Below are 12,707 nucleotides of genomic sequence, written 5' to 3' on the forward strand. Positions count from 1 at the left end.
CCATGCGAATCCTACTGGTTGAAGACAACCGCGACATCCTGGCCAACCTGGCCGATTACCTGGGTATGAAAGGCTACACCGTCGACTGCGCCCAGGACGGCCTATCCGGATTGCACCTGGCGGCGACCGAGCACTACGACCTCATCGTGCTCGACATCATGCTCCCGGGCATCGATGGCTATACGCTGTGCAAGCGCCTGCGCGAAGATGCCCGGCGCGATACGCCGGTGATCATGCTCACCGCGCGCGACCAGCTGGACGATCGCCTGCAGGGTTTTCGTTCCGGCGCCGACGACTACCTGCTCAAGCCGTTTGCCCTGTCGGAGCTGGCAGCACGCATCGAAGCGGTCCTGCGCCGGGCCCAGGGCGGCGGTCGTCGCTCGCTGCAGGTGGGCGATCTGATCTACGACCTCGACACCCTCGAGGTCACCCGCGAGGGCCGCCTGCTCAAGCTCAACCCGGTTGGCCTCAAGCTGCTCGCCGTGCTGATGCAGAAGAGCCCCCATGTGCTGCGCCGCGAAGTGCTCGAGGAAGCTCTGTGGGGCGATGACTGCCCCGACAGCGACAGCCTGCGCAGCCACGTCCATCAGCTGCGCCAGGTGATCGACAAGCCGTTCGAGAAGCCCTTGCTGCACACCGTGCACGGTGTCGGTTACCGTCTTGCCGAAGGCCGCGATGGAGTTTAAGCAGAGCCTCGCGCAACGCATCATCATCGCGTTTGCCTTGATGAGTGCGCTGGTCGCAGGGGCGTTCGCGGTCGGTATCGTGGCTACCGTGCACCTGGTGGAGGAGCGGTTGATATCCGCAGGCCTGGGCGGCGACCTGCAGCGCCTGCTGCTGATGGACAACGCGGCCGACTGGAGCCATCGCCCCGAACCCGATCAGTTGTTCTACTACGATAACGGTCCGGGCGACTTCGCGCTCACTGCCGATGTGAGGCATCTGCCACGCGGCTTCCACGAAGTGTTTCGCGGCGACCTTTCCTACCACGCGATGATCGAGGTAGTCGACGGTCGTCGTTACGCCTTGCTGCAGGATCAGAGCGATTTCGAAGAGCGCGAAAGAGTGCTGTTCGCCGTGGTGCTGGTGGGCTTCGTGCTCAGTCTGGCCCTGGCGATCTTTCTTGGCTGGGTCTTGGCACGCAAGGTCATGGCGCCCGTGGTGCGCCTGGCCCGCCAGGTGCGCCATCGTGATCAGATTCTTGGCCTGGCACCGCCATTGGCACCGGACTATACGGCCGACGAAGTCGGCGAGCTGGCCGTGGCCTTCGATGCCACCCTTGGCCGCCTGCGCGATGCCTTGACCCGCGAACGGCTGTTTACCAGCGACGTGAGCCATGAACTGCGCACGCCGTTGATGGTGCTCGCCAGCTCCTGCGAGCTGCTGCTGGAGAATCCGGCGCTGCCGGAGCGTTCCCGTGCGCAGGTGCTGCGCATTGCCCGAGCCTGCGAAGACATGCGTGACCTGGTGCAGACCTTCCTGATGCTGGCGCGGGCCCAGCGCGACGACAGCGGCAGAGCCACGCCGGCCACTCTGGGTCAGGTAGCCGAAGCGCTGCTGACCCAATGGCGACCAGCCATCGAAAAGAAAGGCCTGGCCCTTGAGTTCGTCGCTGGCGCGCCCTTGGCGCAGACCTACAACGGTGCTTTTCTTCACGCCGTGATGGGCAACCTGCTGCGCAATGCCCTGCACTACACCGATCAGGGTTTCATTCGTCTGACGCTGGGGGCGAGCGGCTTCCATGTGGAAGACAGCGGTGTAGGGATCCCCGAGGCCCAGCGCGAGGCCATGTTCCAGCCGTTCGTGCGCGGCCCGGAGAAGCGTGGAGAAGGTCTAGGCCTGGGTCTGTCGTTGGTCCAGCGGATCTGCGAGGACCAGGGCTGGCAAGTCCATCTGGAGGCCGTCGAGCCTCATGGCTGTCGCTTCAGTGTGGAGCTGGGCCTTGGCAAGCAAGCCCTGGGGTGATGCTTGCCTCGCACCCCAGGTGCAATTATTGTAGGAAATATCCTGTATCAGCTCGGAAACTTCTGACAAATTTTTCACAATGACATGACCTAGCCATGACGGTTGGATGAATAAGGTGTGCGCCACTGTCCTGGAGGCGTGCCCATGTCCGATCCCGTGAAGCTGGAATTTTCCGATAAGTACGATCGCGCTCACGCGCAGAAGTATTTCGACAAACACCGCAACAGTTTTGCTCGACGCATGTCGCACCGACGTGACGAACAGCTGGCCCGCAAAGCCCTGGCCCTGGTCGGCGAGCCTGGATTGGTCCTGGATCTGCCGTGCGGTGCCGGTCGTTTCTGGCCGCTGCTGGCGGAGAAGCAGAACCGGGTGATCATTGGTGCGGACAACTCTGCGGCCATGGTGGAAACCGCCTGCGCTTCACAGCCGGCGCACATCGTTGGCCGGGTGCAGCCGCTGCAGACCTCGGCATTCGATGTGGCCCTGCCGGACAATTCGGTGGACAGCATTTTTTGCATGAGGTTGCTGCACCACATCGGCGAGGCCGAGCACCGCATGACGATTCTCAAGCAGTTTCATCGAGTGACGCGTGACAGTGTGGTGTTGTCGTTGTGGGTCGATGGCAACTTCAAGGCCTGGAAGCGTGAGCGGGCCGAGCAGCGTCGACGCCTGCACAACGAGCAGGATGGGTATCAGAACCGCTTCGTGTTGCCGGCGGCAACCGTTGAAGCGGAGTTCATCCAGGCCGGCTTCCGTATCCAGGAACGCCTGGACTTTTTGCCGATGTACGCCATGTGGCGAGTATACGTTCTACGTAAGGGGTAAGCAGGATGGCGGTTGAAGGCATGACGGCAGGCACGGCGAGCGGAGATGCCGACTTCGATCACTATTGGCGTCAGCAGGGTGCCTGGGTGGAAGAGCCCAATGTCAGGCGCGGCGGTGAAAGCGGCGTGCAACGCGTGTTCGCTGCCGACGGGCAGATGATCTACGTCAAGCGCCAGGTCGGGCATATCTACCGCAGCTGGCTGCACCCGTTCGGTCGCCCGACGGTGCTGCGCGAACGCGATGCGTTGACCGCGCTCTACCAGCTCGACGTCAATGTACCGAAGATGATCTTCTGCGGTACGCAGCGCGACGAGAACAATCAGTGGCGCGCACTGCTGGTGACGCGTTCCTTGGACGGTTTCGAGGAGTATGAGCACTGGCTGCAGGGCGGGGGCCGCGAACGCCACGGCGAAGCGGTCCACGAGCAGATTCTGCAGAGCCTGGCGACCAATCTGGCGCGCATGCACCGCGGCCGCTGGCAGCACAGCTGCATCTATATCAAGCATGTGTTCGTGCGCGTGACAGGCGAGGGCAGCAATGCACGCGGTGAGGTAGCGCTGCTGGACCTGGAGAAGTGCCGTCAGCGCATGACCGCGCAGCAAGCTGCCTCCCACGACATGAAGCAGCTGCGTCGCCATTCGTCGTTCAGTGCACCCGACTGGCAGAAGTTGATCTACCTTTATGAAGCGGCATTCGGCAGCTCCATCAAAGGTTTAGCGTGATGAAACTAGAAATGGCACGAGGTTTGTTTCTGGTGGCAGCCCTGGGGGTGGCCACTGCGGCGGCAGCGGCGTGGGAACAACCCCGCTCGGCCATTGTCAGTGCGGCCCACGGTGAGGGCAATTGCCCATTGCCCCGGTCGCAGAAGGCGCACATCGCAGTGACCCCGGACAAGGATTTCATCCTGTTCATGCTGGGCCTGAGCCAAGGCGTGCGCACCCAGGGTTGAATTCCCGAGCCAGTTCGCTGGCTCACGTTGCACTGGCTCAAGCAAGGTACAGGTGGTTGTCCCAAAGCCCCGATGGCAATTGCAGCGGCATGCCCACCAGCTGCGCCGCTCGGCAGTCGTAATGGCGGCAGCGGCCTTGCCCCGACGTCACCACGAAACCGTCCTCCACAGCCCCCACGCCTGCGCAGTCGGGCAAGGTGCCGTCATGCCTGACCGCACCACTGTCCATGTCCCAGATGAAGAAGCGGTTGGCCCTTGGCGCCGTCAGCGCCACCAGGCGCAACTCGCTGTGCACCGCAACGCTGGCGGTGTAGTGCCCCATTGATTGCAATTGCGTCAGCGAAACGGGAAAGGCTTCGAAGGGCTGGCCGGGACGCTTGACCGCCAACAGCGGCGCGCTTTCATGGGCAGGCCCCATGAATTGCTGGCAGGCGAAGACGGTAGCGTCGCTGCCGATTGCCAGGTGCCGCACGCTGTTCATCGGCTGTTCCAGGCACTCCTTGCTCAGCAGGGTGCCATCGCGCTGCATCAGCACCAGGCTCGGCTGCATGGCATCCAGATTCATCTCGATCCGGCTTTCGGCCTCGGTCCGAATACCGCCATTGGCCACCACCAGGGTTTCGCCGTCCGGCATCCACGATACCTGATGAGGACCGATGCCATGGGTGGACAGTTCGCCACTGTGCACCAGGCGTCCGTCGACGAAGCGGTAGACCCCCAGAACGCCACGGCCTGGATCGGTGGTGTCGTTCTCGGTGGCGTACAGCCACTCGCCATCCTTGTGCACTACTGCGTGGCCATAGAAGTGCCGGTCTGCCTGAGATGCCAGGGTCTGCAGCAACACGCCGTCGCGCAGATCGATCAAGTAGCTTTCGGTGCCTGGACGGCGAGCCACGAACAGCGCCACGGGCAGCGTCGGGTGCGTGACGATGTCATGGCAGCGTTGGCCTACCTGCGTGGCGAACACCTCGCGGCCGTCTAGCCGATAACCCACGGCGTAGTGCCCGCCATCGGCATCGTCGCGCGCAGACAACAGCAGCGGTTCGCGCTGCGGATGCCGGGCCAGCGTCCAGTTGCCCAGGGTCAGTGCCTTGAGCAGTACGTGGGTCAGCTTCTGCGCCGAGCGTACAATCATCGTCAGTCACCGTCGTTGGCATTGAAGCCCAGCTGGATGTTCAGGGCGCGGGCCAGTTCGCCTTCGTGCAGACGGTGGACCACGTTGAGGCTGTCGTAGAGGGTGTTGAGGAACTGTTTGCCGGCATCGTCGCCGAGCAGTTCACCGAGGTTGCGGGTATTGCCGTCGAGCAGCTTCATGGACGTGGCGTAGGCGGCGTCGATCTTGTCGGCCAGGGGTTTCTGCTCGGTGGGCAACAGGCCGCGCAGGCCCTTGCCGTCGACACCGACCCAGACGGTCTGGGCGGCCGCCAGGCTCGCCCGCACGCTGTGCATCGACTGCGCGCTGCGCCAGGCCTCGGCCTGGTAGGGCTGGGCGATACCCTTGCTGAGGCGGCCCATGGGCGCGCCGAGCTTTTTCTTCAGGGTGTCGAGTGCGGTGACCTGCGCACGCAGTACATCGGCGATGGCTTCGTGGGAGTCGGCGTAGCGCTGGTTGGGAAACTTGGTCATCTGCGCGAGCATGCCGTCGGCACTGTTCCAACTGGCGAGGATTTCTTCGGCCAGCGCTTTCTGCCTCTCGCCAATGGCGCTGAGCAGTGGACAGTAGCGTGCTTTCTGCGCGGCATCGGCAATTTCCGGCTTGCTGTCGAACAGGATGTACTCATAGGCCGACAGCCCCTGCACGACCACGCTGGCCTTGGCCAAACCCTGTGCGTCGATGGGTTGCTCGGCGTTGGCCAGTTGCTCGACCTGACGGCCGACGAGGTTCTTCTTGTCCGGCCAGAACTGCACCGACCAGGCTTTGTTGCCCTCGGCCAGCGGCCCGATCAGCAACGGTTGCAGCTCGGCCCAGGCTCTTTGCGCCTTGAGGAAATCGGCACGCGCGGCATCCAGTGGCTGCGTACCTTGGCAGAACGCCAGGGCGCTGGCAGCCAGTTGCCGATCGGCCTCCACCCAGCGGCTATAGGTCGGCAGGATGACCTGCTTGGCTATGGCCGCACTGGTAACGGCTTGCCGGTCTTGCGGCGAGCAGGCACCCAGTGCCAGGGCGGCAAGGCCGGTGAAGAGCAGCTTGGGACGGAACATGTAGGCTCCTGAAACGTGTGTTCATCTAGAGAGAGTTCAAGAACGCCAGCAGCGCAGCGCGCTGCTGGGCGTCGAATTGCAATACCTGTTGCCTGGCCGCTTCGGCTTCACCGCCGTGCCACAGCACGGCTTCGAGCAGGTTGCGCGCGCGACCGTCGTGGAGAAACTGGCTATGCCCGCTGACCGTTTCGCTCAGGCCGATGCCCCACAGCGGCGGCGTGCGCCAGTCCTGTGCGCCGGCTTTGAACTCGCTGCGCCCGTCGGCCAGGCCGGGGCCCATGTCGTGCAGCAGCAGGTCGGTGTAGGGGCGAATCGTCTGGCTGCGCAGCTCGGGCTCCGCCGCGTCGCTGGCCGTGGTGTATTGCGCCACGTGGCAACCCTGGCAGCCGGCCTGATAGAACAGATTCTTGCCGGCCAGGACCTGCGGCGAGTCGACGTCGCGGCGCGCAGGCACACCCAGGTTGCGGGTGTAGAACAACACCAGACGCAGAATGTTATCACTGACTTCGGGTTCCCCGCCCGGGCCATTGCCGTTGACCGCCTGGCGACAATCGGTTTGCGCCGCCGTACAGTCATCGAAGGGTCGCAGCGTGGTGGTCAGCCCCATGTCGCCGGAAAAGGCATGGACATTCTGCTGGTTCAGATTGGGCTGTCCGGCTTTCCAGCCGAAGCGGCCAGGCACGCTGCGGCCTTGGCTGTCGTCCCATACCTGGTTGGGCCGACCCTTGATCGGCCCGGCGCTATCGGCCTGGTTGCGGGCATTGGCCAGGATATCCGCTTCGCTGATCGCTTCGAGCAGGCCCAGGCCGATCATCGGTGGTGCGACCCGCGCCGAGAAGCGTGTGTCGGGATGCAGTGCGCCGTAGCCCAATTGGCTGATCTGCAACTGCGGCTGGCGCAGCTCGACCAGAGTGCCGTCCTTGAAGCGCACCGGCACGCTTTGATAGGTGACCCTCACCTTGCCTTCGGGCACATGGCCAGGGATGGCCATGTCCTGCAGCTGTGTGCCGTAAACCGGATCGGGCACCACGCCCAGGCGTTCGATCTCGCGCAGGTAATGCGGGCTGTCGGGCAGCGACAAGCGGACCAGCATGGAGACGGCGCTGAGCGCGTTGTCTTCGGGCGGATGGCCGCGGCCATCCTTGATGTGGCAGTTCTGGCAGGCATTGGTATTGAACAGCGGCCCCAGGCCGTCACGCGCGGTGGTGGTAGACGGCGCGATGACCCAGGGGCTGCGGAAGAAGCTGTTGCCCACGCTGAAATCCAGGCGTCGGACCGGCGAAAGATTGGCCGAGGGCATGGAGTAGGCGTTGACATCGAATTTGCGCACGGTGGCCTGCCCCGCGCTCTGTGCTTCGCCCGGCTCTGCCTGGGTGAAACGCGGGGCGTCGTCACACCCGACCAGGCCGCAGGCCAGGAGCAGGAAGACGACACGGGGCAGGGATGGGCGCATGAATGGAAAGCTGTGGTGAAGGAAGCGGATGTTCGGCCGACGCATGGGGGCTGCAACTGGCGTCGGCGTAGCCTTCTCCAGTGCAGCCCCCGGTTGAATCAGAACTCGTGATCGGCGGTATCCGGGTTCAGATCGGTGATGCCCAGTTTGCCGGCGGCCTGTTCGATTGCGCCGGTCTGCTTGACCAGGGCGGCGATTGCATCGCGCACCACCTGCTGGCCGGCGGCGTTGTCGGCGCTGATCAACTGGTCGAAGTGCTCGCCCTTGTTGGCGCGGTCGACGATGGCCTGCATCTTCGCTTCGGTGTCGGCCAGATCGGCCTTGAGCGCGGTATCGGCAGCCGGGTCGGCCTTGGCCACCAGTGAGGACAGGCTGGCGCCGGTCAGCTTGGTGCCGTCGGTACGGGTGTACTCGCCCAGGTACACGTTGCGGATGCCCTTGGCATTGTAGAAGGCGGAATTGTGCGTGTTGTCGCTGAAGCAGTCGTGCTCGTCTTCCGGCGAGTTGGCTTCGAGTGCGACCTTCATGCGTTCGCCGGCCAGTTCGCCGAGCGACAGGCTGCCCATGCCGAAAAGCATTTTGCGCAGGCCACTGTCGACCGGTTCGCCGACCAGCGTGGCGCGGTAGTTGTCGGCCACGTTGGGCTTCCAGTTGGCGAGCATCTCTTCGAGGTCGCTGACCAGCAGATCGGTGACGGCCTTGAGGTAGGCGCGACGGCGATCGTTGTGGCCGCCGGTGGCGCCCGCGCCGTCCAGGTAGTCGGAGGCAGGGCGGTTGCCGGCGCCAGGGCCGGTACCGTTGAGGTCCTGACCCCAGAGCAGGAATTCGATGGCGTGGTAGCCGGTGGCGACGTTGGCCTCCGAACCGCCCAGCTCGTTCAGGCTGGCAAGCTTCTCGGGAGTGATTTCGCTGACGTCGACCTTGTCTTCACCGACCTGGATTTCCTTGTTGGCGATGATGTTGGCAGTCGCGCCCGGGTTGCCCAGGGAGTGTTCGTAGCTCTTGTCGGTGTAGTCGATCAGGCCTTCGTCCAGCGGCCAGGCATTGACCTGGCCTTCCCAATCGTCGATCAGGGTGTTGCCGAAGCGAAAGGTTTCGGTCTGCAGGTAGGCAGGGCGCGAGGCTACCCAGGCGTCGCGTGCGGCCTTCAGGGTGGCGTCGCTGGGTGCGGCCAGGAAGGCGTCCACGGCTTTCTGCAGCGTCTGGGCAGTGCTCAGCGCGTCTTCGAAGGTGGCGTGCACGATGTCGGCGTAATGGGCAACCACGGCCTTGGCGGCCGCCTCGTCCAGAGTCCCGGAGGCCGTGGGCACCGCAGCCGGGGCCGCCGGGGCGGATGCAGCCGGGGCTGGGGCCTGGGCAGCGGTGGTGGTTTGCTTGTCCTTGCTGTCGCAGCCGGCAAGAGCGATGGCGATGGCCAGCAGACTGGCGGTGGCCAGGGGCGTACGAATCATGGCGAAATCCTGCGTCAAGAGTGGCGAGCGGGCGCGCCTGTGGCGCGCAAAACTGCGCCATAATGCGAAAGATTTGCATTTTCTGTAAAGGGTTAATGTGAAAAAACCTTCAGGCTGGCATGTCTGCCGCTAGGTTTGCGACGGAGTCCGCGCCAGGCTGGTACGGCTGCGCTCGGATTGCTTGAGCAGGGCGGTCAGTTCGCGAGCGGCCAGGGGTTTGCTGTAGAGGTAGCCCTGGCCCTCATGACAGCCCTGGGCGACGATGTACGCTTCCTGCTCCAGCGTTTCCACGCCTTCGGCGATCACCTGCATGTTCAGGCTCTTGCCCAGTTGGATGATCGCCCGGACGATGGTCGCGTCGTCCTCGTCGTTGAGCACGTCCTGGACGAAACTCTTGTCGATCTTGATCTTGTCCAGTGGCAGTGACTTCAGGTAGCTGAGTGAAGAATAGCCCGTGCCGAAGTCGTCGATGGCGATCAGCGCACCCGAGCGTCGCAGACTCAGCAGGTGCTGCGCTGCGGTGCTGATGTCTTCCATCAGGCCGGTTTCGGTGACTTCCAGTTCGAGGCTGCGCGGCGGCAGGCGGTACATTTGCAGGATGTTGCTGACCACCCGCGGCAGTTCGTTGTGATGCAGCTGCACGGTCGACAGATTGACCGCCATGCGCAAGCCGCTGAAACCCTGGTCGTGCCACTCGCGCAGTTGGCTGCAGGCCTCGTTCAGCACCCACTCGCCGATGGCAATGATGCTGCGGTTCTGCTCGGCCAGCGGAATGAACTGATCGGGTGGCACCAGGCCGTGCTCGGGATGCTGCCACCTCAGCAGTGCCTCGACGCCGACGATCCGGTGGTCGCGGTAGCTGATCTGTGGCTGGTACACCAGATGCAGTTGATTGCGTGCCAGTGCCTCGCGCAGGTCTTTTTCCAGCTCGCGGCGCCGGCGCATCTCGGTGTCGACGCTGGCAATGTAGAACTGGTAGCGGTTGCGCGAGCGGACCTTGGCCAGGGTCATGGTCTGCTCGGCTTTCTGCAGCAGGTTTTCGGTGCTGTCGCCGTCTTCGGGAAACAAGGTGATGCCGATGGTTGCGCGCAGGCGAATGGAGTGCGGGTCGAGCGGGAAGGCGGCATCGAGGTCGTCGAGAATGCGCTGGGCCAGTTCTGCCGCTTCGTAAGGTTGTTCGATGTCGGCCTGGACCAGTGCGAACTGATCGCCGCCCAGGCGGGCCAGGGTGCCGAACCTACCACTGTGGGCCCGCAGGCGATCGGCCAGCGCGCGCAGCAACTGGTCACCGGTCTGGTAGCCAAACTGTTCGTTGATGCCCTTGAAGTCGTCGAGGCCGACGCACAGCACCGCCACCCGCCGCTGCAGGCGATGGGCGTCGAGCAGCACCTTGTCCAGTTGCTGCTGCAATTGCACGCGATTGGCCAGGCCGGTCAGGAAGTCATGCTGGGCCATGTGCAGCATGCTGTCTTCGGCTTCGTGGCGCAGTTGGGTGTTGCGCTCGATGGAGGCCAGGAGTTGATTGGCGGTATTCACCCATAGGCCCAGCTCGTTGTGTTCATGGCCGCGCGGCAACGGCAATTGGTACTCGCCGGGGCGGTCGGGGTTGATCTGCAGCAAGTGTTTGATGATCCGCGACAACGGCTTGGTCAGCAGCCAGTGATAGATCAGGTACAGCAACAGGCCCAGGGCGAGCGCGCGCAAGGTGCCGGAGATGAAGATGATCACCGAGCTGACGATGAAATCCTCGCCATAGGTGGCGGTGTCCAGGGTGATGTGCAGGTCGCCGTAGTATTCGCTGTAGGGCCCGCGGCCGATCAGGCGTGTACTGAAGCTGCGCTCTTGGCCCAGGATGCGATCGGTCAGCCAGCGGCTGGTCAGGCTCTGCAGCGGACGCGAACGTTCGGCGAGCATGGGTTCGTCGGGATGGCCGATGGAAGCCTGGCGCACGGCATCGTCCTGGAACAACCCTTCGATGACCTGCATGCCCATTTCCCGGTCCAGGCTATAGACCGCCTGGGTCGACGGATCGCGGAACATGGCGAGGATCCGCTCGGCATCGGCGGAGATGGCCTGGCGGGTCTTGTAGCCATCGAAGACGATTTGCGCACAACTGAGCACCATGCCCACGACCAGTGCCGACATCAGTACCACGCGAAGCAACTTGACGGACAAGCTGTTCCTGACTTCCAGCTTCAATGGCAATTCCTTGTTTCGAACGCTTGGCATCAAGATGCCATGAGTATTGGCAACTTACCGTAAGCCGTAAAGCCACAAATGTGCGCGAGCCGTACCGATGGTCTTGAATACCGGAGGACGCGCCAGTGTGTCGGCCGACCCGGACGTATTCTTGAGCGGCCATGTAGCAACAAGGTAAACGAAGCGTGCCTCCGGCGTATGCAGGCAGGCACAAAAAAGCCCGGCACGAAGGCCGGGCTTTTCAACAGTGCAGCAGGTCAGGCGGTGAACGCCTGGCCTTCGTACTGCTGGGCAACGAAGTCCCAGTTCACCAGGTTCCAGAACGCCTCGACATACTTGGGACGGACGTTGCGGTAGTCGATGTAATAGGCGTGTTCCCAGACGTCGCAGGTCAGCAGCGGGGTATCGCCGTTGGTCAGCGGGTTGCCGGCGCCAATGGTGCTGGCCAGGGCCAGGGAACCGTCGGCTTTCTTCACCAGCCAGCCCCAGCCGGAACCGAAGGTGCCGACCGACGTCTTGGTGAATTCTTCCTTGAAGGTGTCGAACGAGCCGAACGCGGTGTTGATGGCCTCGGCCAGGGCACCGGTAGGCTGGCCGCCGGCGTTTGGCGCCAGGCAGTTCCAGTAGAAGGTGTGGTTCCAGACCTGGGCGGCGTTGTTGAAGATGCCACCGGAAGACGACTTGACGATCTCTTCGAGGGTCTTGCCTTCGAACTCGGTGCCAGGCACCAGGTTGTTCAGGTTCACGACATAGGTGTTGTGGTGCTTGTCGTGGTGATACTCCAGGGTTTCCTTGGAGATGTGCGGCTGCAGGGCATCGTGGGCGTAGGGCAGCGGCGGCAATTCGAAAGCCATGGTGATTCTCCTAATCAGGTCTGTTGCGGTTTGCGCAAGGCCGATCACGGGCGGCCTGGAAAACGTCGGCGAGTTTTTACTCTTTGCGACGCAGTGCCGGATCATAGCATCGGCATAGTGGCTTAACCACGCAACAACTGTGTGGAATAGAGGTTCCAGAGCCTTTGCGTGGCCAGACTGACGGTTTTAGGCGAATACCAGTTGCGCGGCTACGGCGAACATCATCACCGCCACCATCAGATCGAGCAGGCGCCAGGTGTTGGGCCGCGCCAGCCAGGGCGCCAGCCACGCCGCAGCCAGGGCCAGGCCGAAGAACCACAGCAGCGATGCGCTGGTGGCGCCGGCGACATAGGCGGCAGGCACGCTTTGCTGGGCGCCGAGCGAGCCGATCAGCAGGACCGTGTCCAGATACACGTGGGGGTTGAGCAGGGTCACCGCCAGGGCGCTGAGCAGCACCGCCCTGCGCGAGCGCAATCCGGCGGTGCCGGCCTGTTCCAGGCTTTGCCGCGAGCAGGCACGGCGCAGGGCCTTGACGCCGTACCAAAGCAGAAACAACGCACCGCCCCAGCGTGCCACCGCCAGCAAGGTCGGATTGTGCGCCAGTACCGTGGCCAGGCCGAACACACCCGCAGCCACCAGCAGCGCATCGCATACCACGCACAGCAGCGCCACGGGCAGGTGATGCTCACGGCGCAGGCTCTGCGCCAGAACGAAAGCGTTCTGCGTGCCGATCGCCATGATCAGGCCGAACGCGACCAGCAAACCGTTCAAGTAACTCTGCCACATCGCTGTATCTCCCATTTGATGCT

General features: G+C 63.5%; 12 protein-coding genes. 5 read left to right on the forward strand and 7 right to left on the reverse strand.

The features are described 5' to 3' along the window. Positions 1 to 2: 2 nt before the first annotated feature. From colR to ONG87_RS04625, 5 genes are all read left to right on the forward strand, one after another. Positions 3 to 686 carry a two-component system response regulator ColR gene (gene colR / locus ONG87_RS04605; protein ID WP_122479445.1) on the forward strand — a complete coding sequence of 228 codons (684 nt, stop codon included), beginning with the start codon at positions 3 to 5 and terminating at the stop codon, positions 684 to 686. Next, complete coding sequence (locus ONG87_RS04610) at positions 676 to 1,965, forward strand: HAMP domain-containing sensor histidine kinase (RefSeq protein WP_192053618.1); 1,290 nt, start codon at positions 676 to 678, stop codon at positions 1,963 to 1,965. Before colR ends, ONG87_RS04610 begins: the two co-directional genes overlap by 11 nt. Before the next feature lie 144 nt (positions 1,966 to 2,109). Continuing rightward, entirely contained in the window at positions 2,110 to 2,790 is a 681-nt protein-coding gene (locus ONG87_RS04615; RefSeq protein ID WP_122479443.1) for a class I SAM-dependent methyltransferase, read from the forward strand. Positions 2,791 to 2,795: 5 nt separating this feature from the next. Further along, complete coding sequence (locus ONG87_RS04620) at positions 2,796 to 3,512, forward strand: lipopolysaccharide kinase InaA family protein (protein WP_264382290.1); 717 nt, start codon at positions 2,796 to 2,798, stop codon at positions 3,510 to 3,512. Further along, positions 3,512 to 3,739, forward strand: a complete 228-nt coding sequence (locus ONG87_RS04625; protein ID WP_122479441.1) for a hypothetical protein — start codon at positions 3,512 to 3,514, stop codon at positions 3,737 to 3,739. Before ONG87_RS04620 ends, ONG87_RS04625 begins: the two co-directional genes overlap by 1 nt. Positions 3,740 to 3,776: 37 nt before the next feature. On the opposite strand, the gene ONG87_RS04630 is transcribed toward ONG87_RS04625, so the two are convergent. The 7 genes from ONG87_RS04630 to ONG87_RS04660 all read right to left on the reverse strand — a co-directional run bounded on the left by ONG87_RS04630 (position 3,777) and on the right by ONG87_RS04660 (position 12,684). Further along, positions 3,777 to 4,874, reverse strand: coding sequence for a DUF1513 domain-containing protein (locus ONG87_RS04630; RefSeq protein ID WP_264382291.1), 1,098 nt, complete (start codon positions 4,872 to 4,874; stop codon positions 3,777 to 3,779). Positions 4,875 to 4,876: 2 nt separating this feature from the next. Continuing rightward, a complete protein-coding gene (locus tag ONG87_RS04635; RefSeq protein ID WP_264382292.1) occupies positions 4,877 to 5,941 on the reverse strand; it encodes an imelysin family protein in 1,065 nt (354 codons plus the stop codon). A gap of 25 nt (positions 5,942 to 5,966) precedes the next feature. Beyond that, on the reverse strand, positions 5,967 to 7,394 hold the full coding sequence (locus ONG87_RS04640; RefSeq protein ID WP_264382293.1) for a di-heme oxidoredictase family protein: 1,428 nt from the start codon (positions 7,392 to 7,394) through the stop codon (positions 5,967 to 5,969). A gap of 98 nt (positions 7,395 to 7,492) precedes the next feature. Further along, positions 7,493 to 8,845, reverse strand: a complete 1,353-nt coding sequence (locus tag ONG87_RS04645) for an imelysin family protein (protein ID WP_264382294.1) — start codon at positions 8,843 to 8,845, stop codon at positions 7,493 to 7,495. Positions 8,846 to 8,974: 129 nt separating this feature from the next. Continuing rightward, positions 8,975 to 11,044, reverse strand: coding sequence for a bifunctional diguanylate cyclase/phosphodiesterase (locus ONG87_RS04650; protein WP_122479437.1), 2,070 nt, complete (start codon positions 11,042 to 11,044; stop codon positions 8,975 to 8,977). 257 nt (positions 11,045 to 11,301) lie between these two features. Then, on the reverse strand, positions 11,302 to 11,898 hold the full coding sequence (locus tag ONG87_RS04655) for a superoxide dismutase (protein WP_122479436.1): 597 nt from the start codon (positions 11,896 to 11,898) through the stop codon (positions 11,302 to 11,304). 186 nt (positions 11,899 to 12,084) lie between these two features. Then, positions 12,085 to 12,684 (reverse strand): LysE/ArgO family amino acid transporter, encoded by a 600-nt coding sequence (locus ONG87_RS04660; RefSeq protein ID WP_122479435.1) that lies wholly within the window; start codon positions 12,682 to 12,684, stop codon positions 12,085 to 12,087. Between the last annotated feature and the right edge of the window lie 23 nt (positions 12,685 to 12,707).

The organism is Pseudomonas sp. MM227, assembly GCF_947090715.1.
Lineage (GTDB): Bacteria > Pseudomonadota > Gammaproteobacteria > Pseudomonadales > Pseudomonadaceae > Aquipseudomonas > Aquipseudomonas baltica.